22 protein-coding genes and 1 tRNA gene are annotated in these 20,694 nt (G+C 70.4%); 15 read left to right on the top strand and 8 right to left on the bottom strand.

The window, feature by feature from the left end; translation table 11 throughout:
* The first annotated feature begins 29 nt into the window (after nucleotides 1-29).
* From nucS to FFA01_RS09535, 4 genes are all read left to right on the top strand, one after another.
* The gene (gene nucS, locus FFA01_RS09520; protein WP_146855466.1) at nucleotides 30-725 is read left to right on the top strand and encodes an endonuclease NucS; all 696 of its coding nucleotides are present in this window, start codon (nucleotides 30-32) and stop codon (nucleotides 723-725) included.
* A 148-nt stretch (nucleotides 726-873) separates the two neighbouring features.
* A complete protein-coding gene (locus tag FFA01_RS09525) occupies nucleotides 874-1,104 on the top strand; it encodes a hypothetical protein (protein ID WP_146855468.1) in 231 nt (76 codons plus the stop codon).
* A gap of 133 nt (nucleotides 1,105-1,237) precedes the next feature.
* Complete coding sequence (locus tag FFA01_RS09530; RefSeq protein ID WP_146855469.1) at nucleotides 1,238-1,915, top strand: HAD hydrolase-like protein; 678 nt, start codon at nucleotides 1,238-1,240, stop codon at nucleotides 1,913-1,915.
* Nucleotides 1,912-3,222: an MFS transporter gene (locus tag FFA01_RS09535; protein WP_146855472.1), complete on the top strand. Its 1,311-nt coding sequence runs from the start codon at nucleotides 1,912-1,914 to the stop codon at nucleotides 3,220-3,222. The genes FFA01_RS09530 and FFA01_RS09535 overlap by 4 nt, the downstream gene beginning before the upstream one ends.
* Before the next feature lie 33 nt (nucleotides 3,223-3,255).
* Here FFA01_RS09535 and FFA01_RS09540 read toward each other — a convergent pair whose 3' ends face one another.
* Nucleotides 3,256-4,134 carry an SDR family oxidoreductase gene (locus FFA01_RS09540; RefSeq protein WP_146855474.1) on the bottom strand — a complete coding sequence of 293 codons (879 nt, stop codon included), beginning with the start codon at nucleotides 4,132-4,134 and terminating at the stop codon, nucleotides 3,256-3,258.
* 246 nt (nucleotides 4,135-4,380) lie between these two features.
* Here FFA01_RS09540 and FFA01_RS09545 point away from each other — a divergent pair, with 246 nt between their 5' ends.
* The gene (locus FFA01_RS09545) at nucleotides 4,381-5,295 is read left to right on the top strand and encodes a cation diffusion facilitator family transporter (protein ID WP_146855477.1); all 915 of its coding nucleotides are present in this window, start codon (nucleotides 4,381-4,383) and stop codon (nucleotides 5,293-5,295) included.
* Nucleotides 5,296-5,547: 252 nt separating this feature from the next.
* On the opposite strand, the gene FFA01_RS09550 is transcribed toward FFA01_RS09545, so the two are convergent.
* Nucleotides 5,548-6,066: a universal stress protein gene (locus tag FFA01_RS09550; RefSeq protein ID WP_146855479.1), complete on the bottom strand. Its 519-nt coding sequence runs from the start codon at nucleotides 6,064-6,066 to the stop codon at nucleotides 5,548-5,550.
* A gap of 107 nt (nucleotides 6,067-6,173) precedes the next feature.
* Between FFA01_RS09550 and FFA01_RS09555 the strand changes: the two genes are divergently transcribed.
* The gene (locus FFA01_RS09555) at nucleotides 6,174-6,848 is read left to right on the top strand and encodes an SOS response-associated peptidase (protein ID WP_146855481.1); all 675 of its coding nucleotides are present in this window, start codon (nucleotides 6,174-6,176) and stop codon (nucleotides 6,846-6,848) included.
* Between the two features lie 244 nt (nucleotides 6,849-7,092).
* Here FFA01_RS09555 and FFA01_RS09560 read toward each other — a convergent pair.
* Nucleotides 7,093-7,176, bottom strand: a tRNA-Leu gene (locus tag FFA01_RS09560).
* A 108-nt stretch (nucleotides 7,177-7,284) separates the two neighbouring features.
* Here FFA01_RS09560 and FFA01_RS09565 point away from each other — a divergent pair.
* From FFA01_RS09565 to pknB, 7 genes are all read left to right on the top strand, one after another.
* Nucleotides 7,285-8,001 (top strand): FHA domain-containing protein, encoded by a 717-nt coding sequence (locus FFA01_RS09565; RefSeq protein ID WP_146855483.1) that lies wholly within the window; start codon nucleotides 7,285-7,287, stop codon nucleotides 7,999-8,001.
* Nucleotides 7,998-8,522, top strand: coding sequence for an FHA domain-containing protein FhaB/FipA (locus FFA01_RS09570; RefSeq protein WP_146855485.1), 525 nt, complete (start codon nucleotides 7,998-8,000; stop codon nucleotides 8,520-8,522). Before FFA01_RS09565 ends, FFA01_RS09570 begins: the two co-directional genes overlap by 4 nt.
* 7 nt (nucleotides 8,523-8,529) lie before the next feature.
* Nucleotides 8,530-9,774 carry a PP2C family protein-serine/threonine phosphatase gene (locus FFA01_RS09575; protein WP_146855487.1) on the top strand — a complete coding sequence of 415 codons (1,245 nt, stop codon included), beginning with the start codon at nucleotides 8,530-8,532 and terminating at the stop codon, nucleotides 9,772-9,774.
* Nucleotides 9,758-11,221, top strand: coding sequence for an FtsW/RodA/SpoVE family cell cycle protein (locus FFA01_RS09580; RefSeq protein WP_146855489.1), 1,464 nt, complete (start codon nucleotides 9,758-9,760; stop codon nucleotides 11,219-11,221). Before FFA01_RS09575 ends, FFA01_RS09580 begins: the two co-directional genes overlap by 17 nt.
* Complete coding sequence (locus FFA01_RS09585) at nucleotides 11,221-12,696, top strand: peptidoglycan D,D-transpeptidase FtsI family protein (protein WP_146855491.1); 1,476 nt, start codon at nucleotides 11,221-11,223, stop codon at nucleotides 12,694-12,696. Before FFA01_RS09580 ends, FFA01_RS09585 begins: the two co-directional genes overlap by 1 nt.
* On the top strand, nucleotides 12,693-14,489 hold the full coding sequence (locus FFA01_RS09590) for a protein kinase domain-containing protein (RefSeq protein WP_146855492.1): 1,797 nt from the start codon (nucleotides 12,693-12,695) through the stop codon (nucleotides 14,487-14,489). The genes FFA01_RS09585 and FFA01_RS09590 overlap by 4 nt, the downstream gene beginning before the upstream one ends.
* A gap of 153 nt (nucleotides 14,490-14,642) precedes the next feature.
* The gene (pknB, locus tag FFA01_RS09595; RefSeq protein WP_146855494.1) at nucleotides 14,643-16,349 is read left to right on the top strand and encodes a Stk1 family PASTA domain-containing Ser/Thr kinase; all 1,707 of its coding nucleotides are present in this window, start codon (nucleotides 14,643-14,645) and stop codon (nucleotides 16,347-16,349) included.
* A gap of 72 nt (nucleotides 16,350-16,421) precedes the next feature.
* Here pknB and FFA01_RS09600 read toward each other — a convergent pair whose 3' ends face one another.
* Genes FFA01_RS09600 through FFA01_RS09605 form a run of 3 tightly spaced genes read right to left on the bottom strand, consistent with a single transcriptional unit; the run spans nucleotide 16,422 to nucleotide 17,994 of the window.
* Nucleotides 16,422-17,060 carry an anthranilate synthase component II gene (locus tag FFA01_RS09600; RefSeq protein WP_146855496.1) on the bottom strand — a complete coding sequence of 213 codons (639 nt, stop codon included), beginning with the start codon at nucleotides 17,058-17,060 and terminating at the stop codon, nucleotides 16,422-16,424.
* A complete protein-coding gene (locus FFA01_RS16125; protein WP_182501185.1) occupies nucleotides 17,057-17,218 on the bottom strand; it encodes a hypothetical protein in 162 nt (53 codons plus the stop codon). Before FFA01_RS16125 ends, FFA01_RS09600 begins: the two co-directional genes overlap by 4 nt.
* Before the next feature lie 2 nt (nucleotides 17,219-17,220).
* A complete protein-coding gene (locus FFA01_RS09605; RefSeq protein ID WP_146855498.1) occupies nucleotides 17,221-17,994 on the bottom strand; it encodes a class E sortase in 774 nt (257 codons plus the stop codon).
* Between the two features lie 107 nt (nucleotides 17,995-18,101).
* Here FFA01_RS09605 and FFA01_RS09610 point away from each other — a divergent pair, with 107 nt between their 5' ends.
* Nucleotides 18,102-18,350, top strand: a complete 249-nt coding sequence (locus FFA01_RS09610; protein WP_146855500.1) for a cell division protein CrgA — start codon at nucleotides 18,102-18,104, stop codon at nucleotides 18,348-18,350.
* Between the two features lie 169 nt (nucleotides 18,351-18,519).
* Here FFA01_RS09610 and FFA01_RS09615 read toward each other — a convergent pair whose 3' ends face one another.
* Complete coding sequence (locus FFA01_RS09615; protein ID WP_146855502.1) at nucleotides 18,520-19,377, bottom strand: rhomboid family intramembrane serine protease; 858 nt, start codon at nucleotides 19,375-19,377, stop codon at nucleotides 18,520-18,522.
* Nucleotides 19,378-19,917, bottom strand: a complete 540-nt coding sequence (locus FFA01_RS09620; RefSeq protein WP_146855504.1) for a peptidylprolyl isomerase — start codon at nucleotides 19,915-19,917, stop codon at nucleotides 19,378-19,380.
* Nucleotides 19,918-20,054: 137 nt separating this feature from the next.
* Here FFA01_RS09620 and FFA01_RS09625 point away from each other — a divergent pair, with 137 nt between their 5' ends.
* Nucleotides 20,055-20,591 carry a hypothetical protein gene (locus FFA01_RS09625; protein ID WP_146855506.1) on the top strand — a complete coding sequence of 179 codons (537 nt, stop codon included), beginning with the start codon at nucleotides 20,055-20,057 and terminating at the stop codon, nucleotides 20,589-20,591.
* Nucleotides 20,592-20,694 lie beyond the last annotated feature (103 nt).

Here is a 20,694-nt window from a genome sequence, read left to right on the forward strand (position 1 = left end):
ACCCGCGCCTCCCGCCCTAGGATCGTCGGGTGCGTCTCGTCATAGCCCGTTGTTCCGTCGACTACGCCGGACGTCTCTCGGCCCACCTGCCGCTGGCCACCCGCCTGCTGATGATCAAGAGCGACGGCAGCCTGCTGGTGCACTCCGACGGCGGCAGCTACAAGCCGTTGAACTGGATGAGCCCGCCCTGCTCGATCCGCACCCTCGAGCCGGACGCCGATCAGGTGGAGGCCGGCGTCGTCGAGCTCTGGAAGGTCACGCAGGCGAAGACCGCGGACATCCTCGTCGTGTCCATCCACGAGGTGCTGCACGACTCGAGCCACGAGATGGGCATCGACCCGGGGCTCACCAAGGACGGCGTCGAGGCCGACCTGCAGCGACTGCTGGCCGAGCAGATCGACCTCCTGGGCGAGGGGCACACGCTCGTCCGACGCGAGTACATGACCGCCATCGGACCGGTCGACATCCTCGCCCGCGACGCCTCGGGAGGCGCGGTGGCGGTCGAGCTCAAACGGCGCGGGGACATCGACGGCGTCGAGCAGCTGACGCGCTACCTCGAGCTGATGAACCGCGATCCGCACCTCGCGCCGGTGACCGGCGTCTTCGCGGCGCAGGAGATCAAGCCGCAGGCGCGCGCCCTGGCTCAGGACCGCGGCATCCGCTGCCTGCTGCTCGACTACGACGCCATGCGCGGCCTCGACGACTCGCACTCGCGCCTGTTCTGAGGCCCGGCCAGGCGGCGCCGCAGGCGGCCGGAAGCGGGAGCGTCACCGAGGAGGCGCGAGCCTGAGAGCTCACCCCCTTGCGTCCTCAGAATATGAGGGTAATATTTCTTATTGCCCGTTCTGCCCGTGACCCGATCTGGAGGCGCCTGTGTCCTCGCCCATCTTCGACCTCATCGTCTCGCAACGCGATGCGACCCCGATCTTCGAGACCATCTCGGGCTCGTTCCCCAGCGTGAAGGGCGACGACTTCGCCGTCGCCCCGGCCCGCGCGAGGGTCCGCGTCACCGCCGACCGGGCCGTCGCGCCCCGCGTCGCACCGGATCGCGTGCCCGGCGGGAGCGTCCCGACGACGACCTGGCCGCTCGGTCGGGTCGGCTGAGCGCCCGGGGGCTCCCCGACCGCGGCGGCGACCCGCGCCTCCCGACCCGCTCCGCCCGGTCCGCGCCTCCCGACCCGCTCCGTCGCCGCGTGAGCCGGTCTCGGTGTCGGCACCGGTGCCTAAGCTGGTGTCGATGACTCTCCCCTACACCGCCGTCCTCTACGACCTCGACGGCACGATCGCCGACTCCGCGCCCGCCATCACGGCGAGCCTCGCGCACACGATCGAGGCGCTGGGGCTGCCCGTGCCGCCCGCGTCCGAGTTGATCGCCTGGGTCGGCCCCCCTCTGCCGCAGAGCTTCGAGGTCCGTCTCGGACTCTCGGGCGGACGACTCGACGAGGCCATGCGGCTGTACCGCGCCCACTATCTCGAGACGGGCGCGCTCGAGAGCCCGATCTACCCCGGCGTGCCCGACCTCATGGCCGCGGTGCACGCGGCGGGCATCCCGACGTCGACCGCCACCTCCAAGCCCGAGACCCCCGCGACGCGGATCCTCGTGGCGAACGGCCTCGACCGCTACCTCGACCTGATCACCGGCGCCTCGGACGACGAGGTGCGCAACACCAAGGCCGACGTCGTGGCCGAGGCGCTGCGCCGTCTGGAGGCCCGCGGAGCCGACCTGACGCGTCCCGTCCTCATCGGCGACCGTCACCACGACGTCGAGGGCGCGGCCGTCCACGGCGTGCCCACGATCATCGCCGGCTGGGGTTACGGCGACGAGTCCGAGTACGCCGGGGCCGTCGAGGTCGCGGCCGACGTCGACGAGCTCGCCGCCCTGCTCGGGGTCACCCTCCTGCGCGGCGCCGCGTGAGCCCTCGCGCGGGGGCCGTGGTCCGGTCGCCCGCCGCCTGGCTGCTGACCCTGGCGATCGTGCTGATCGCGCTCAACCTCCGCGGCCCCATCGTGGCCACGGCGCCCGTGCTCGACCAGATGAGCGGATCGCTGGGCCTCACCGCCGTCGTCGCCGGCCTGCTGACCAGCATCCCCGTGCTCTGCTTCGCCGTCGCGAGCCCCGCCGCCTCGGCCCTCATCGGCCGGGTGGGCCCCGAGCTCGCCGTCACGGTGGGCCTCGCCGGCGTGCTCGCGGGCACCGTGCTGCGCACCCTGGGCACCTCGTTCTGGTTGTACGCCGGCACCATCGTGATCGGCGTCGCCATCACGATCGGCAACGTCGTGCTGCCGGTGATCATCAAGCGCGACTTCTCGCCCGAACGCGGCGGCTTCGTCACCGGCATCTACACGTCGGCCCTCAACGTCGGCTCGATGATCACCTCGCTCGGCACGGCGCCGATCGCGGCCGTGGTCGGCTGGCCCCTCGCCCTCCTCACCTGGGGTCTGCTCGCCGTGCTGGCCGCGGTCGTGTGGTCGTTCGCCGTCGGGCCCCGGGTGGCCCTGCGGGGCGTGCGCCTGCCGGCGGCGACGGGCGTCGACGACGCGACCCGCGCCTCCTCGGCTCGGGGCGACGCGTCCGACGTGCTGACCGGCGGCATCCCCGTGATCGACGAGCGCGCGGCCGCCGAGGACGCCGCCGAGCGGCGTGCCGAGGCCGCGCGGCCTCCGTTGCTTCGCCGCTGGACGACCTGGGGCCTGACGCTGGCCTTCTCCGGTCAGGCGTTCGGGTACTACGGCCTCACGGCGTGGATGCCCACGCTGCTGCGCGACGAGATCGGGCTCACCCGCGAGGCCGCCGGCGCGAGCTCGTCGGTGTTCCAGATCCTCGCCGTGGTCGGCGCGCTGGGCGTGCCCGTCCTCGCCCTCAAGGTCAGGCCGGCGGTCATCATCGCGCTGATCAGCCTCTTCTGGATGACCATGCCGCTCGGCCTGCTCTTCGCCCCCGAGCACTGGCTCGTCTGGTCGGTGTTCGGCGGGGCCGCGCAGGGCGGCGGGATCACGATCATCTTCATCGTGATCGTGCGCATGGCCACGACCGACACCGACGCCCGCCGCCTGTCGGCGCTCGTGCAGGGCGGCGGCTACGCCATCGCCGCGCTCGGGCCCCTGGCGATCGGCGGGCTGCACGACGCCTCGGGCAACTGGCAGGTACCGATGCTCGGTGTCTTCGCGGCGACGCTGGTGCTCGGAGTCAGCGGCGTGCTGTCGTCCCGACGGGTGCGCTGAGCGCAGGCCCGGGCCGCACCGGCCGAACCGCGTTCAGTCGGTCGCGACGAGCCGCTCGATCGTCAGCGGCTCGCGCCCGGTCAGGTCGCGGACCGCGGTCGAGACGCCCGACACCTCGCCCGAGGCGATCGACGTGTAGGTGCTGACCCAGGCGTCGGCCTGCCAGGGCTCGGGGTTCCACGCCGCCCGCGACGCGTACGCCTCGTCGAGGGTCTCGTCGTGGAACGAGTACGAGCGGCCGGTCGCCGCGGTCAGGCGGGCCGCGACCTCGGTCAGCGTGACGGCCTCGGCGCCGGTCAGCTCGTAGCTCCGGCCGACATGCGCCGCCGGGTCGGCGAGCACCGCGGCGGCGACCGCGGCCACGTCGGCGCGCGCGACCGCCGCCACCCGCCCGTCGCCCGCCGGGCCGCGGATGACGCCCTGGTCGTCGGCGAACTCGCGCAGCACGTCGAGATAGAACGAGTCGCGCAGGATCGTCGTCGCCATGCCCGACCCGACCAGGTGGCGCTCGGTCGCGAAGTGGTCGCGGGCGAGCGTGAAGACGGCGTCGGGAGCCGCGCCCTGGAACGACGTGTAGACGACGTGACGCACACCCGCCTCCGCTGCGGCGTCGACGAACGCGCGGTGCTGGTCGAGCCGGTCGACGGCCTCGGCGGCGGACACCATCAGCACGGTGTCGACGCCCTCGAGCGCTGCTCGCACGGCTGCGCGGTCGGCGTAGCTCGCGACGGCCACCTCGACGTCGGCACCGAGATCGGGGGCGCGCGAGGCGTCGCGCACCAGCAGCCGCACGGGGAGCCCGTCGGCCACGAGCGACGCGGCGACCCGTCCGCCGATCGCTCCGGTCGCACCGGTCACGGCGATCGGCCGGGGGGAACGGGCGGAGGACGAGGAGGCGCGGGTCGAGGTCATGACTCAGCCAACCGCGGTCTCGGCCCGGCTGTTCCGGGAGGCGCGCCTCCTCGGGTGCGCCGCTCGCGCCTCCTCGGGTCCAGATCGGCTCCGATCGCCGTCGTTGCAGGGATCGAGAGTCGTTATCGACTGGGCCGGATGCCTGGCCGACGTCGGTGGCCGCGGCTATCGTCGAGGCGAGCGATCACCGACGACCCGCGACCGGGCCGTCGGCCCGAGCCGCCCGAACACCCGAGAGAGCACAGCATGGCGCACGACCACCAGCACGGCCACATGGCGGCCGACGGACGGCGACTCCGCCTCGCGATCCTCATCATCGCGTTCGGTCTGGTGGCCCAGCTGACCGGTGCGCTGCTCTCGGGCTCGCTGGCCCTGCTGGCCGACTCCGGCCACATGTTCTCCGACCTCGCCGGCCTGGTCATCGCCCTCGTCGCCACCATCGTCGCCGCTCGACCCGCGAGCGGGCGGCAGACCTACGGCTACCGTCGCGCCGAGGTGTTCGCGGCCATGATCAACGGCCTCGTGCTCGTCGCCGTGTCCGTCTCGGTGGCCGTCGCCGCCGTGGGCAGACTGCTCGAGCCGAGCGATCACGAGGTGCTCGGCGTCCCCATGCTCGTGGTGGGTCTCGTCGGCGGGGCCACGAACGTCGCTGCGCTGCTCGTGCTGCGGGGCGGGGCGACCCACTCGATCAACATGCGGGGCGCCTACCTCGAGGTGCTGGGCGACCTGCTCGGATCGGTCGCGGTCGTCGTGGCGTCGATCATCGTGCTGACGACCGGCTTCGTGCAGGCGGACTCGGTGGGCTCGCTGATCATCGCGGCGATGATCGTGCCGCGGGCCTGGTCGCTGCTGCGCGAGGTGTTCCGCGTGCTCTTCGGCTCGGCGCCGGGCGACATCGACCTCGACGACGTCCGCGCGCACATCACCGGCACCCCGGGGGTCGTCTCGGCGCACGACGTGCACGCCTGGCAGATCACCAGCGGGGCGACGGTGTTCTCGGCCCACGTCGTCGTCGAACGCGACGTGTTCTGCGACATGAGGGTCGATGAGACCCTCGACTCGCTCGACCGGTGCCTCGCGGCGCACTTCGAGGTCGAGCACGCGACGTTCCAGCTCGAGCCGGCCGACCACGCCGACCACGAGCGCGCGACGCACGCGTAGGCCGCGAGCGCGAGCGGTCCTGGTCGGCGCGCAGCGGCGGGCCGGGCCGCCGGGGCTGCCCCGTGCCGAACCCGACCGCTCAACCCTCGATCAGCCGTACCGAACCCGACCGCTCAACCCACGATCAGCCGTACCGAACCCGACCATCCGACCCCCGAAACCCGCCCGAAACCCTGAAAACGCGCCTCCTCGGCCCCGAACGGTCGCGATGTGCACAGAGGCAGACGCGGGGGCGCGCAGGGCGGTTCGGCGTCAGAGGTCGAGCTCCCACGGCAGACGGTCGGCGCGGGCCACGGGCGCCAGCGGCACGACCACGACCGGCAGGTGCTGGCGGTGGGTCAGGTGCAGGGCGACCGATCCGGCGAAGAACTCGCGGACGCTGCCGCGCAGCCCCGCCTCACGGCTGCCCACGACGATCATCGGCGCCCCGATCCGGGCGGCGAAGCGGCCGAGGCAGTGCGCCGGCTCGCCGGTCACCGCACGGGTCTCGAGGGCGACGCCCCGGGCGCCGGCGATGGAGCGGAGCCGCGCCTCCAGGTCGACGTCGAAGACCGGCGGGCCGTCGTACTCGTCGGGGTCGAGCGGGTACGACAGCACCGTCCCGTCGATCCCCTCGGTGAAGGCGACGCGGTCGGGTTCGACCACGACGCAGACCAGGCCGGTGCCGAAGCGGGCCGCGAACTCCGCGGCCCGGGTGACCACCGCCTCCCCGCCGCCGGGTACGACGCCCGCCACGACGAATCCCTGCAGATCAGCGTCGTCGTTCGACATGCTCACCACCGTCTCGCCGGGGCCCGTGGGGGCCGACCTCGCTCGAGCGTGCGCTCGGCCCCAGTGAAGCACTACCGCAGGACCACGGGGAAGGGGAGACTGTGGACATGTGCGGCCGCTACGTCATCGCCCGAGCGACATCCGACCTGCTGCCGAGCCTGCTCGACGGCCTCGGACCGCTGCCCGACGACTTCAACGTCGCCCCGACGACGCGCGTCCCCGTCGTGCGCGAACGGCACGGTCGTCGCGAGCTGCCCCTGGTGCGCTGGGGCCTCGTCCCCTCCTGGTACCCCGACCTCAAGCGGCGACCCCAGCCGATCAACGCGCGGATCGAGACCGTGGCGACCAGCGGCATGTTCCGCCGTCCCTTCGCCCAGGCGCGCTGCATCGTGCCCGCCGCCGGCTACTACGAGTGGGTCGTCACCGAGACGGGCAAGCAGCCGCACTTCATCCACCAGCCGGATGCGGGCCTGGCGATGGCGGCCGTGGCCAGCGCCTGGCCCGATCCGACCAAGGCCGACGACGACCCCGACAGGTGGGTGGCGACGATGTCGATCATCACCCGTGACGCCCATGTCGCTCCCGGTGAGGTGCACGATCGCATGCCGGCCTGCCTGACACCGGACTCGTACGACGACTGGCTGGGCGACCACCTCGGCTCGGACGAGCTGCTCGACCGGGATTCGCACGAGATCGCCCACGACCTGGTGCACTACGAGGTCTCCCGCGACGCGAACTCGGTCCGCAACAACGGCCCGCACCTGATCGACCCCCTCCCCTAGGGAGAGCCATTTCGGCCTGCGCCGCAGAAGCGGCGGCGCACAACCAGCACAGAGAACGAATGGCCCTCCCGTAAGGGAGAGCCATTTCGGCCTGCGCCGCAGAGGCGGCGGCGCACCATCAGCACAGAGAACAAATGGCCCTCCCCGTAGGGGAGAGCCATTTCGGCCTGCGCCGCAGAGGCGGCGGCGCACGACAAGCACAGAGAACAAATGGCCCTCCCGTAAGGGAGAGCCATTTCGTTCGTGCGCGAGGGGGGACTTGAACCCCCACGCCCTTTCGAGCACTGGCACCTGAAGCCAGCGCGTCTGCCAATTCCGCCACTCGCGCGAACTCGAAAACACTAGCATGAACGAGGCGTTCCCTTCTGCACTCGCGAGGACATGCCACTCGTTCCGGCTAAGATCGGGCGACCTGAGACCCCGAACCTGGAGAGACATGGGACTGCTCGACAACTTCGAACGTGGGCTGGAGCGCGCCGTCAACGGCGCCTTCGCCAAGACGTTCCGTTCGAGCGTGCAGCCACTCGAGCTCACGAACGCGCTGCGGCGCGAGCTCGACACGAAGGCCGCCGTGGTCTCCCGCGACCGCATCCTCGTGCCGAACGAGCTGCTCGTCCGTCTCTCTCCGATGGACTACGAGAAGATGGCCGCGATCGGCTCCACCCTGATCGACGAGCTGACGCAGCTGACGAAGCGCCATGCGACGGCGCAGGGCTACCAGTTCGCGGGCCCTCTGAGCATCCGACTCCGCGAGGACGACTCGTTGAGCATCGGCATCCTGGCGGTCGACTCGCGCAATGTCCGGGGCGAGGAGGTCAGCTGGCGTCCGGTCGTCGACATCGACGGACAGCGCCACGTGCTGCGCGGCCAGCGGACGGTCATCGGTCGAGGCACCGACGCCGACATCACCGTGCAGGACACCGGGACCTCCCGTCGCCACGTCGAGATCCTGTGGGACGGCAACCGGGCGCAGGTCCGCGACCTGGGCTCGACGAACGGCTCGAAACTCGACGGCGAACCCCTGTCGAAGGCCCCGCTGCTGCCCGATTCGACGATCCAGATCGGTCGTACGCGTATCGTGTTCCGCGTGCTCCCCCTTTCAGCGACGCCCGACCCCTTCGACGGGCCCGACGTCTCGGGGGGTCGACGATGACGAGCGAGCTCACCCTCCTCGCCCTGCGGTTCGGCTTCCTGGCCGTGCTCTGGCTGTTCGTCTTCGCGATCGTGTTCGCCCTGCGGTCCGATCTCTTCGGGCAGCGGGCGCGCAAGCTCCCGGCCGACCAGCAGGCGGGGCAGGCGAACCAAGCCGCCGCCGCGCCTCCCGCACCCGCCGCCCCTCGCGCACCGGCTCCGGCGGCGCCGAGCGGCTCCGGCGGCGACACGGCCGCCACGCGTCTGGTCATCACGAAGGGCGCCAAGGCCGGCCTCGAGATGCCTCTCGCCGATGGCCCTCTCACGATCGGTCGCTCGCAGGAGAGCAACCTCGTGATCCGCGACGACTACACCTCGACGCATCACGCTCGACTCATGCTGTGGAACGGTCGCTGGGTCATCCAGGACCTCGATTCCACGAACGGCACGTTCCTCGCGGGCGAACGCGTCACGGTTCCCACCCCGGTGCCCGTCGGTTCCACGGTGACGATCGGCCAGACGAGCTTCGAGCTGCGACGGTAAGCGCCCCATGACGCAGCCCAAGAGCGCGGCCCTGTCCAATGTGGGCAAGATCAGGTCGAACAACCAAGACAGCGGCTATGCCGGGACCCGGTTGTTCGTGGTCGCCGACGGCATGGGCGGCCACGCGGGCGGCGACGTCGCCTCCGCCATCGCGATCCGCCGCATCCGCGAGACCGACAAGCAGTACACCTCGCCGGGCGACGCGGAATTCGCCCTGCAGTCGTCGCTGATCGCCGCGAACCAGCTCCTGGCCGAGACGGTGTTCGAGCACCAGGAGCTGACCGGCATGGGCACGACGGTCAGCGCGATGCTGCGCGTCGGCGACAGCATGGCCATCGCCCACATCGGCGACTCCCGCATCTACCTCTGGCGCGAGGGCGAGCTCAGCCAGATCACGGCCGACCACACCTTCGTGCAGCGCCTCGTCGACAGCGGGCGGATCACCGCCGAGGAGGCGGCCGTCCACCCCCGACGCAGCGTCCTGATGCGCGTGCTCGGCGACGTCGACGCGGCCCCCGAGATCGACACGGCCATCCTGGGGACGCAGCCCGGCGACCGCTGGCTGATCTGCTCCGACGGACTCAGCAGCTACCTCGCGGAGGACCGCATCAAGAAGGCCCTCGCGGCCGGCCTCGACTGCGAGCAGACCTCGCGTCGCCTCGTGAAGGAGACGCTCGACCACGGCGCGCCCGACAACGTGACCGTCGTGATCGTCGACGTCGACGAGTCGGGCGACTCGTCGGCCGAGCCGCCGGTCACCGTCGGCTCGGCCGCCGTCCCGCTCACCTTCGAGGGCGAGACGGGACGCAAGTCCCTCCGTCTGCCGACGATCCTGCTGCACCCGCTCAAGGTGGCCACCACCCCCGAGGACAGCCACTTCGAGCCCGAGTCCGACGAGTACCTCGCCGAGCTCATCGCCGAAGACAAGCGTCGTCGACGACGACGCCGCATCACCTGGCTGGTGGCGCTGGTCGTCGCGATCGGCGCCCTGGTCGCCGGCCTGGTGCTGACCTACCAGTGGACCCAGGACCACTACTACGTCGGCGAGCAGGAGGGCACGGTCGTCATCTACAAGGGCGTGCAGCAGACCCTCGGCCCGATCGGCCTCTCGAGCGTCGTCGAGGAGACCGACCTCGCCGTCTCCGATCTGCCGAACTACACCCAGCAGACCGTCGAGGACACCATCAACGCCCGGTCGCTGGCCGACGCGCGCTCCATCGTCGAGAGGTTGGCCGATGCCAGCACCCGGTGACGACACGTCGACCGAACTGATCGGACGTCCGGCAGGAGGCGCGGGGGGCTCCAAGAGGACGTCGCGTCCCGCGGACTCCGAGCCCACGAGCCTCACTCAGGCGATCACCATCCGTCTGCGCCAGCCCGCTCGCCTGCGCAATCTCGAGCTGCTCATGCTGCTCATCGCCTGCGGCATCTGCGCCGGAGCCGTCGTGCTCGTCCAGCTCGGCGCCACCGACGAGATCGACCCCGGCGTGCTCATCGCCGGCTCGGCCGTGCTGGGTCTCGGGCTGGTCTTCCACCTCGTCCTCCGGGTGGTGGCCCGCGAGGCCGACCCGTTCATCCTCCCGATCGGTCTCGCCCTCAACGGCATCGGCATCGCGATGATCTACCGGATCGACCTCGCCTACGGCCGCTCGGGCTGGGAGGCCTTCGGCATCAAGCAGATCGCCTGGACCGCCATGGCGATGGTCATCGCCCTGGTCGCGCTGATCGTGGTGCGCAACTACCGGATCCTCTCGCGCTACCGGTACATCGCGATGTTCGTCTCGATCGTCCTGCTGCTGCTGCCCCTGCTCCCGGGTCTCGGCCGCGAGGGGCTCAACGCCCGCGTGTGGATCGACATCGGACCGTTCTCGTTCCAGCCGGGCGAGATCGCCAAGATCACCCTGGCCGTCTTCTTCGCCGGCTACCTGGTGACCGCCCGCGACAACCTCTCGCTGATGGGCCCGAAGATCCTCGGCATGCGGTTCCCGCGACCCCGCGACCTCGGTCCGATCCTCATCGTCTGGCTCGTCGCCATGGGCGTCCTGATCTTCCAGCGCGACCTCGGCACCTCGCTGCTCTACTTCGGGCTCTTCCTCGTGATGATCTACGTCGGCACCGGTCGGGCCAGCTGGATCGTGCTCGGTCTGACGCTCTTCCTCGGCGGGGCGATCGTGGCCTCGACCTTCCTCGGCTACGTGCAGGGCCGCTTCGCCGCCTGGCTGAACCCCTTCGATCCGGCGGAGTACAGCGCCGACGGCGGCTCGTTCCAGCTCGTGTCCGGACTCTTCGGGTTCGCCAACGGCGGCCTGATCGGAACGGGCCTCGGCCAGGGCCGACCGCAGACCACGCCCCTCGCCGAGAGCGACTACATCTTCGCCTCGCTCGGCGAGGAGCTCGGTCTGGCCGGGATCTTCGCCATCCTCGCGCTCTACCTGCTGCTCGTCTCGCGCGGCTTCCGCATCGGCTTCGTCGGTCAGGACGACTTCGGCCGCATGCTCGGCGTCGGGCTGGCGTTCGTCATCGCGCTGCAGGTCTTCGTCGTCATGGGCGGCGTGACCCGGGTCATCCCCCTGACCGGTCTGACGGCGCCGTTCATGGCCGCCGGCGGATCGTCCCTCGTGGCGAACTGGATCATCGTGGCGCTGCTGCTGCGACTGTCCGATTCGGTGCGGAACCAACCGAGGCTGGTGATCGGCTGATGAACAAGGAACTGAGACGAGTGAGCCTCGTGGTGCTCGCGATGTTCGTGGCGCTCTTCGTGTCGAGCACGTACATCACGACCTTCCAGGCCGATTCGCTGCGCGCCGACCCGCGCAACTCGCGGGCGCTGCTGGCGAGCTACTCGGCCCAGCGCGGGCCCATCCTGGTCGGCGGCGAGCCCGTGGCGCAGTCCGACCCCGTCGACGACGTCTACAAGTACCAGCGCTCGTACTCGCAGCCGCAGCTCTACGCACCCGTCACCGGCTACTACACGCTCGGTCAGGGCTCGCGCGGCATCGAGGACGCCATGAACCAGTACCTGACGGGCAACGCGAACTCGCAGTTCTTCGAGCAGATGAACTCGCTGCTCACCGGGCAGTCGCCCGAGGGCGCCACGGTCAACCTGACCCTCGACCCCGACGTGCAGCAGGCCGCGTTCGACGCGCTCGGCAGCAACACCGGCTCGATCGTCGCCGTCGAACCGTCGACGGGCAAGATCCTGGCCATGGTCTCGAAGGAGAGCTACGACCCGAACCCGCTCGCGAGCCACGACAGCGCCGCCGTCAAGGCCGCCTACGACGCTCTCGTCGCCGATCCCGCCGATCCGCTGCAGAACAAGGCGATCGAGGGGAACCTCTACGTGCCCGGCTCGACCTTCAAGCTCATCACGGTCGCAGCCGCTCTCGAGAGCGGCGACTACACGCCCGAGAGCACCTTCCCCAACCCGTCGACGCTGACCCTCCCGGGCACGAGCACGAACATCAACAACGCCGAAGGCGGCAGCTGCGGCGGCGGAGACGAGGCGACCATCGCGACGGCCCTGCGCCTCTCGTGCAACATCCCGATGGCCCAGCTGGGTCGGGCCCTCGGCGCCGACGCGCTGAAGGAGCAGGCCCAGGCGTTCGGCTTCGACGACGACTCGATCGAGATCCCGCAGTCGGTCACCCCCAGCCAGTTCCCCATCGAGGACGCCGAGGGGGCCGAGATCAGCGACGCGGCCCTCATGCTCCAGTCGTTCGGACAGGGCAGCGACCGCGTCACGCCGCTCCAGATGGCCATGGTCTCGGCGGCCATCGCCAACGGCGGCACCCAGATGAACCCCACGCTGATCGACAGCGTGCTGAACCCCGATCTCAGCCCGGTGGAGGATTTCTCGCCGAGCGAGTACGGCGACCCCATCAGTTCCGACACGGCGTCGACGATGACCGACATGATGGTCCAGGACGTCGCGGACGGCGCGGCCAGCAATGCAAGAATTGACGGGGTCGACGTGGCCGGAAAGACGGGGACGGCCGAGAACGGCACGGGCGATCCGTACACCCTCTGGTTCACCGGATTCGCTCCGGCGGCCGACCCCGAGGTGGCCGTCGCGGTCGTCGTCGAGAACGGCGGCGGACAGGGCCAGTCCGCGTTCGGAAACAGTGTCGCGTCACCAATCGCGAAGAAAGTCATTGAGGCGGTGCTGAACAAATGAGACCTTCGGGCGGAATCACCTTCGGTGGGCGTTACCAGCTCTCGACCCGCGTCGCCATCGGCGGCATGGGCGAGGTGTGGGAGGCCACCGACCTCGTCATCGGCCGCACGGTCGCCATCAAGATCCTGAAGGACGAGTACCTGGGCGACCCCGGGTTCCTCGAGCGCTTCCGCGCCGAGGCGCGCCACGCCGCGCTCGTGAACCACGAGGGCATCGCCAACGTCTTCGACTACGGCGAGGAGGAGGGCAGCGCCTACCTCGTCATGGAGCTCGTGCCCGGCGAGGCCATGTCGACCGTGCTCGAGCGCGATCGCGTGCTGCCGACGGACAAGGTGCTCGACATCGTCGCGCAGACCGCGTCGGCCCTGCAGGCCGCCCACGCCGCCGGCCTCGTGCACCGGGACATCAAGCCCGGGAACCTGCTCGTCACGCCCGACGGCCGGGTCAAGATCACCGACTTCGGCATCGCCCGCATCGCCGACCAGGTCCCGCTCACCGCCACCGGCCAGGTCATGGGCACCGTCCAGTACCTGTCGCCCGAGCAGGCGAGCGGCCACCCCGCCTCGCCCAGCACCGACATCTACTCGCTCGGCATCGTCGCCTACGAGGCTCTCGCGGGTCGTCGCCCGTTCACCGGCGAGTCCCAGGTCGCCATCGCGATGGCGCAGATCAACGAGACGCCGCCCGACCTCCCGTCGACGGTCTCCGAGCCGGTGCGCCGCCTGGTGATGTCCTGCATCTCGAAGAAGCCCGGCGAACGCCCCGCGACGGCCTCGGCTCTGGCCCAGGCGGCGCGGGCTCTGCGCCGCGGCGACGTGGGCGCCGCGACCGTCGCCGTGCCCGCGATCGGTGCCGCCGCCCTCGCCGCCGACGACGCGACGCGCGCCTTCGCCTCGCAGGACGCCACGACGCAGCTCTTCAATCCGAACGCCACCGGGGCGAACCCGACCGGGTCCTACACGCCCGGCTCGGCCGACCCCGACGCCCTGCACGACGACGACCTCGACGACGAGAGGAAGCCCCGCAGCCCGTGGTTCTGGCCGCTCATCGTGCTGGGCGTGCTCGTCCTCGCCGGCGCCGTCGCGGTGATCGCCTTCGCCCTGTCGTCGAACGAACCGGCACCCGCGCCGTCATCGTCGTCGCCGTCGGCCACCTCGTCGGAGCCCGCGCCGGCGGAGACCACGCCTTCCGAGACCCCGAGCGCGACCCCCGACACGGTCAACGTCGTCGCCGGCGACTTCATCGGCATGACGGAGGCGCAGGCCCGGTCCGCCCTCGAGTCGCTCGACCTCGTCGTCGACTCGGCGCCGAGCTCGGCCGCCCCGCCGAACGCGGAGGACGTCGGCACGGTCGCGAGCGTCAACCCGAGCGGCAACGTCCGCAAGGGCAGCACGGTGACGATCCTGATCTATCAGGCCGCACCGCAGCCGACGCAGCCGGGGTCGCCCAGCGCGGATCCCACGCAGATCGCCGCCGACGGCACCCAGGCCGCCACCATCAGCTGGGAGTCCTACGCGGGCTGCCCGACGGGCTACTCGCTGACCGGGTACTCGTACTCGATCACCGGCGGCACCGACACGTCGGGTCAGACCGGCGGTGCGGTGGGCGCCAACGTCACCTCCATCCAGGTCGTCTCGACGACGCCCGGCAACGTCACGGTCGCCTACGTCGCCAACTGCGGCGACCTGGCGTCCGACCCGTCGCCCGGTGTGACCATCACCGCCACGCAGGTCGAGCAGCAGCCGAGCCCGGACCCCACGACCCCGGCCACCACCGACCCGCCTCAGGGTTGATCCCCGTGACCGCGGCCCGCTCCGGGCCGCGGTCACGAACCCCTGACAATCATCCCCAGGACGGACCCCGACACCCGATCCGGGGTCAGACGGCCAAGTACACTTGCCTCAACCGTGCGTTCCGAGATCACGGTACGTGAGGGAGTGTCAGGCGTGGTCGAAGGCGTGAGAGAGGGCATCCACCTCCTCGCCAACCGCTACCAGATCGGTGAGCTCATCGGTCGCGGCGGCATGGCGGACGTGCATGTCGGCACCGACGCCCGCCTGGGTCGCCGCATCGCGATCAAGCTGATGAAACCCGCCCTGGCCACCGACCCCGCCTTCCGCACGCGCTTCCGCCAGGAGGCGCAGGCCGCTGCGCGCATGGCTCACCCCACGATCGTGCGGGTCTTCGACGCCGGCGAGGAGACCGTCCGCTCGGCCAACGGCCACGAGGTGCAGGTCCCCTTCATCGTCATGGAGTACGTCGAGGGGCGGCTGCTCAAGGACATCGTGGCCGAGGGCCCGATCGAGCCTGCCGAGGCCATGCGCATCACGCAGGGCGTCCTGACCGCCCTCGAGTACTCCCACCGGGCCGGGGTCGTGCACCGCGACATCAAACCCGGCAACGTGATGATCACCCACACGGGCCAGGTCAAGGTGATGGACTTCGGCATCGCCCGAGCCATCTCCGACTCGTCCGCCACCGTCGCCCAGACGACCGCCATCCTCGGCACGGCGCAGTACTTCAGCCCCGAGCAGGCCCGTGGCGAGACGGTCGACGCCCGCACCGACCTGTACTCCACCGGGGTCCTGCTCTTCGAGCTGCTGACCGGCCGCCCGCCGTTCCGCGGAGAATCCCCCGTGGCGGTCGCCTACCAGCACGTCAGCGAGCCGCCCGTGCCGCCCAGCACGATCGCACCGGCCGTGTCGCCCGCGCTCGACGCCGTGGTGCTGCACGCCCTGGCCAAAGACCGCTTCGAGCGGTTCCAGACCGCGGCCGATTTCCGGTCCGACGTCGAGGCCGCCGCCGAGGGTCGTGCGCCCGCCCGGCGCCTGCCGGCCTCGCACGTCGGCAGCACGCTCTTCGGCGTCAACCCGGCCGCGGCCGCGGGCAGCGAGGCCGCCCTGAAAGAACTCGCCTCCGACGACAACGACCGCCCGCAGCGCACCCAGACCCGGCCCCCCGTGGCATGGATCTGGGCGGGCATCGTCCTGGTCGGCATCGTCATCGCCGCCGTGGTCTTCTGGGTCGTCAACCTGACGCCCCCGGTCGTCGACAACACGCAGTCGACGCGGATCCCCGATCTCGTCGGCGTCAGCTACGACGACGGCGCCGCACGGCTCGACGAGCTCGGTCTCGAGGTCACACGCGCCGAGATGCCCGACGACACCGTCGAGGCGGGCGACATCGTCTCGACCGACCCCGACGCGGGCATCTCCGTCCCCCTCGACACCTCCGTCACGGTCACGGTCTCGACCGGCCCGCAGTCCGTCGCGGTGCCCGACGTCGTCGGCTCGCAGGTCGACGAGGCCTGGCAGACGCTGACCGACGAGGGATTCGGGCAGGGCCAGCAGACGACCGACTACTCGGCCGACGTCCCCGAGGGCGCCGTGATGCAGGCGGATCCCGCCGTCGACGCCGACGTGCCCGTCGGCACCACGATCGACCTCGTCGTCTCGAACGGGCTGGTCAACGTGCCCGACGTCACCGGCCTCTCGTCGGCCGACGCCAACGCCCAGCTCGCCGAACGGCTCCAGCTGCCGGTGACCCTCGAACCCGACCCGGGCTGCACCGGCGGCGCCGTGGCCGGTCAGAACCTCGCTCCGGGCGATCACCCGCAGGGCTCCGCGATCACGCTGCGGGTCTGCAGCGGCTGACGCGCACGAGAGAACGCCCCGAGCCTCGGCTCGGGGCGTTCGTCGTCGTGCGGACGGTGGTGTCCGCCGAGCTCACTTCAGGTCGAGGAGGGGCGTGAGCCCGCGAGCGGTGACGCGGGCCTCGGGCAGGCCTGCGACGCCGAGCCAGTTGCCGATCATCTGGTAGCCGCCCTCGGTCAGGACCGACTCGGGGTGGAACTGCACCCCGTACACCGGAGCGCTGCGGTGCTGCAGGCCCATGATGATGCCCCCGGAGGTGCGTGACGTGACCTCGAGGGAGCCCGGCACGGTCTCGTCCACGACGGCCAGCGAGTGGTACCGCGTCGCCGTGAAGGGCTGCGGCACGCCGTCGTAGAAGGGGCTGTCATCGTGCGTGACCTCGGACGTCTTGCCGTGCATGAGCTCGTCGGCGTGCGTGACGGTGGCGCCGAGCGCCTCGGCGATCGCCTGGTGACCGAGGCAGACGCCCAGCAGGGGCTTGTCGATCTCGAGGGCGGCGTTCACGACGTCGATCGACACCCCGGCGGCGGCAGGGGTGCCCGGGCCGGGAGAGAGCAGCACGGCGTCGTACTCGTCGATGCGTGCGGCGGCGTCGCGGCCGGAGAAGGAGTCGTTCCGGACCACCTCGGTCTCGGCGCCGAGCTGCTGCAGGTAGCCGTTCAGCGTGTAGACGAAGCTGTCGTAGTTGTCGACGACCAGGATGCGGGTCATGAGGTCTCCACGGTGACGTCGGGGGCGGGGATGAACTCGTTCACGAGGGGGAAGACCCATTCGACGAGTGCGAAGAGCACGGCGGCCACGAGCACGAGCAGGATCACCAGCCGGACCCACCATGGTCCCGGAAGAATACGCCACAGTCCTGCGTACACGGTCAGTTCCCTCCTGCGGCGGCGGCCACCTCGGCCGGGGCTCCGGCCGAGAGGGGCTGCCACGAGTCGAAGACGCCGTAGGCCACGATGCGCTCCTGCGCCGTGAACATCGGGTTGCAGCTGGTCAGCGTGATGAGACGCTCCCCGGAGGCGGCCGAGACGTCGGGCGCGTCGGGCACGGGCTGCAGCACCGAGACCTGCGACGCCTGGACGTACTGCAGATTGCGGAACGAGTAGGTGTACCAGCCGTCTCGCGTCTGGACGTACATCTTGTCGCCCTCACGCAGGTCGGCGATGGCGTTGAACGGAGCCCCGTACGTCGTCCGGTGGGCGGCGAGGCCGAAGTTGCCCACCTCGCCGGGCATCTGGGTGTCGTCGTAGTGACCGATGCCGACGGAGTTGAGGGTGCGGACGGTGCTCGTGCCGCCGCCGATCGGTACCGCGTAGTCGGCGCCGAACCGCGGGACGTAGAAGTTCGCGAACTCCTCCGCCTCGGCGGGTGCCTCGCCCACGGGCGGATCGCCGAACGACCCGTCGGCGTCGGGTTCGACCGCAGGCCCCGCGCTCTGCTCGAACCGCTCGCTGAGGCTCGACGCCTGGTCGCGGTGCTCGCCGGCGACGACGAGGTCGTTGAACCACTGCTGCCAGCCGATGAAGAGCAGCACCAGCACGCCGGCCGTGATCAGCAGCTCGCCGAGCACACCCACGAAGGAGGCGCGGCGTCGGGGACGTCTCGATCGCGCGCCCCGAGGCGGTCGGCGCGGGTCGTCGGTCATGGCTCGATTCTAGGTCCACGGGGTGCGGGAGCCGGGTCGGGGTCGACGGCTGTGGACGAGCTCACGGTCCCCGCGCCTCCTGAAGGCCTCACGGTAGGATGTGCGCCATGGCCAAAGACACGAATCGCACCTCGAAGCCCGCCAGCCCACGCGAGAGCCGCACGGCCGAAGACGCTCCGAACCCGGTGTGGTTCAAGCCCGTCATGTTCGGCTTCATGCTGATCGGGCTCGCCTGGATCGTCGTCTTCTACGTGAGCCAGAGCACCCTGCCCGTCGCGTCGATCGGGTCGTGGAACATCCTCGTCGGCTTCGGCATCATGTTCATCGGCTTCCTTATGACCACTCGGTGGCGCTAGAACACACCTTCGGACTTACACCGGTGTAACTATCCCCAGTGTTAATAAACCTGTGGATAACTTTCTGTGGACAACTCGGTGAAAAGTCCTGGCCCGGCCACGAACGACGGAAGAGGCGGCTCCTGATGGAGCCGCCTCTTCTGTCGTCCGGGTGTTCGAGCCGACGGTCTCAGATGATCCCGTAGGCCGACGCCAGCTGGTACGACCGCAGCAGGACGATGGCCAGGACGACGACGCCGATCGCCACGATCGCCGCCGTCTGCACGCGGTGCTTCGAGCGGTGCCGCGTCTTCGAGTAGACGAACGCCACGGCGGCGCCGGCGACCAGGCCGCCGACGTGGGCCTGCCACGAGACGTTCGGGAGCACGATGCCGATCACGAGGTTGATCCCCACCAGCACCAGGAGCTGCACGCCGTTCGAGCCGCCGAGGCTCCGGGCGATGACGAAGAACGCCGCCATGAGACCGAAGATCGCCCCGGAGGCGCCGATCACGCTGGTGGTCGGAGCGATCAGCGAGACCGCGGCCGCCCCTCCGATGCCGCTGATCGCGTACAGCGCCGCATAGCGGCCGCGCCCGAGCGTCCGCTCGAGCTGCCCGCCGAAGATGAACAGCGCGTACATGTTGAACAGCAGGTGGAGCAGACCCGCGTGGGCGAACAGGGACGTCACCAGGCGCCACGGCTGCACGATCTCGAACGGGGCCGAGAACGACAGCAGGTTCGTGAACGAGGAGCCGAGGACGAACTGCAGCAGGTAGATGACGACGCTGACGCCGATGAGCGAGTACGTCACGACGGGCGCACCGCTCGCGGAGGCGCTGCGGAATCGGGTCACGACCGCGGGCTGCACCCGAGGAGCGTTGCTGCGGGCCTCGCGGACGCACTCCGGGCAGTGCACGCCGACGGCCGCCGGCGTCTGGCACTGCCCGCAGATGGTCCGTCCGCAGCGCTGGCAGAGCACGAAGCTCTGCCTGTCAGGGTGTCGGTAGCAGTAGTTCGCTGCATCCGACGGGGAGGGTTGCGTCACCTAGACCTCGTCGATGGTGACGCTCTCGATGACGACGTCGTCGAGGGGCTTGTCGCGGCCGTCGGTCTTGACGGCCTCGATGGCGTCGACGACCTTCTTGGACTCGTCGTCGGCGACCTCGCCGAAGATGGTGTGCTTGCCCTGCAGCCACGGGGTCGCGACCGTCGTGATGAAGAACTGCGAGCCGTTGGTGCCCTTGCCGCCCTGGGTGCCGGCGTTCGCCATGGCGAGGACGTAGGGCTTGCTGAAGTCGAGCTCGGGGTGGATCTCGTCGTCGAACTGGTAGCCGGGGCCGCCGATGCCCTGGCCGAGGGGGTCGCCGCCCTGGAGCATGAAGTCCTTGATGATGCGGTGGAAGATGACGCCGTCGTAGAGCTTGTCGGTGCTGACCTTGCCGGTCGCCGGGTGCTTCCATTCGATGGTGCCGGTCGCCAGACCCGTGAAGTTGGCCACGGTCTTCGGGGCGTGGTTGCCGAACAGGTTGACCTTGATCGTGCCGAGGGTGGTGTTCACCGTGGCAACGGACGTGTGCTTTGACATAGGTCTCATCATCCCACAGGGGTCTGCCGCCTCAGAGAAGGCACAGACTCCGTGGTGTTCCCTGCCAGGTTGCGTCGTGCCAGGATGGAGGAGCCAGTATCCCCCTGGCCCCGTTGCCGACTCGTTGGAGGAACACTGTGGCCCTGTCACGCAAGCAGAAGAAAGAACTGAAGAAGTTCAAGAAGCACGCGTTCGACGTGTGGGAGGAGCAGCGCGAGGTCTTCGGGCACGCCGGCAAGGTTCTCGGCGACGTCCGCGACCGCGGGGTCAAGGCCGCGAACAAAGAGGTCGTGCCGCGCGTCAAGTCGGCTGTCGACAACAACGTCCGTCCCGCCGTCTCGAACGGCCTCGCCGCGGGCAGCCAGTTCGCCACCAAGGCGCAGGACCGTCTCAAGCACGACGTCTACCCGTCGGTGCAGTCGTACCTGAACGGGCTCGACATCACGAACGACCCCAAGGTCAAGAAGGCCGTGAAGAACGCCAAGAAGCAGGGCGCGAAGGTCGCGAAGAAGTACGCACCGGCCAAGAAGAAGTCCGGTCCCGGCGTCGGCGGCGTGCTGCTGATCGGCGTGGGCGTCATCGCTCTCGGAGCCCTGGTCTTCGCCGCCGTGCAGACGCTGCGCGCCGACGACGAGCTGTGGGTCGCCGACGACGACGCCGACACCAAGGCCTAGTCGCTCCGCACCACCACGAAGGGCCCGCATCCACCAGGATGCGGGCCCTTCGTCATGCGCGTACCGCACCCCCCGCAGCGACGCAGTCGCCCCCGTGCGCCAC

It is taken from the genome of Frigoribacterium faeni, assembly GCF_007988805.1.
GTDB classification, from domain to species: Bacteria; Actinomycetota; Actinomycetes; order Actinomycetales; family Microbacteriaceae; genus Frigoribacterium; species Frigoribacterium faeni.

Excerpts from the sequence above, each read along its gene's own strand:
- FFA01_RS09565 (WP_146855483.1), top strand. The coding sequence starts at position 7,285 with ATGGGACTGCTCGACAACTTCGAACGTGGGCTGGAGCGCGCCGTCAAC.
- FFA01_RS09540 (WP_146855474.1), bottom strand. The coding sequence starts at position 4,134 with ATGACCTCGACCCGCGCCTCCTCGTCCTCCGCCCGTTCCCCCCGGCCG.
- FFA01_RS09590 (WP_146855492.1), top strand. The coding sequence starts at position 12,693 with ATGAGACCTTCGGGCGGAATCACCTTCGGTGGGCGTTACCAGCTCTCG.
- FFA01_RS09605 (WP_146855498.1), bottom strand. The coding sequence starts at position 17,994 with ATGACCGACGACCCGCGCCGACCGCCTCGGGGCGCGCGATCGAGACGT.
- FFA01_RS09530 (WP_146855469.1), top strand. The coding sequence starts at position 1,238 with ATGACTCTCCCCTACACCGCCGTCCTCTACGACCTCGACGGCACGATC.
- FFA01_RS09580 (WP_146855489.1), top strand. The coding sequence starts at position 9,758 with ATGCCAGCACCCGGTGACGACACGTCGACCGAACTGATCGGACGTCCG.
- FFA01_RS09575 (WP_146855487.1), top strand. The coding sequence starts at position 8,530 with ATGACGCAGCCCAAGAGCGCGGCCCTGTCCAATGTGGGCAAGATCAGG.
- FFA01_RS09610 (WP_146855500.1), top strand. The coding sequence starts at position 18,102 with ATGGCCAAAGACACGAATCGCACCTCGAAGCCCGCCAGCCCACGCGAG.
- FFA01_RS09620 (WP_146855504.1), bottom strand. The coding sequence starts at position 19,917 with ATGTCAAAGCACACGTCCGTTGCCACGGTGAACACCACCCTCGGCACG.
- FFA01_RS09555 (WP_146855481.1), top strand. The coding sequence starts at position 6,174 with ATGTGCGGCCGCTACGTCATCGCCCGAGCGACATCCGACCTGCTGCCG.
- FFA01_RS09545 (WP_146855477.1), top strand. The coding sequence starts at position 4,381 with ATGGCGCACGACCACCAGCACGGCCACATGGCGGCCGACGGACGGCGA.
- FFA01_RS09585 (WP_146855491.1), top strand. The coding sequence starts at position 11,221 with ATGAACAAGGAACTGAGACGAGTGAGCCTCGTGGTGCTCGCGATGTTC.
- FFA01_RS09550 (WP_146855479.1), bottom strand. The coding sequence starts at position 6,066 with ATGTCGAACGACGACGCTGATCTGCAGGGATTCGTCGTGGCGGGCGTC.
- FFA01_RS09600 (WP_146855496.1), bottom strand. The coding sequence starts at position 17,060 with ATGACCCGCATCCTGGTCGTCGACAACTACGACAGCTTCGTCTACACG.
- FFA01_RS09570 (WP_146855485.1), top strand. The coding sequence starts at position 7,998 with ATGACGAGCGAGCTCACCCTCCTCGCCCTGCGGTTCGGCTTCCTGGCC.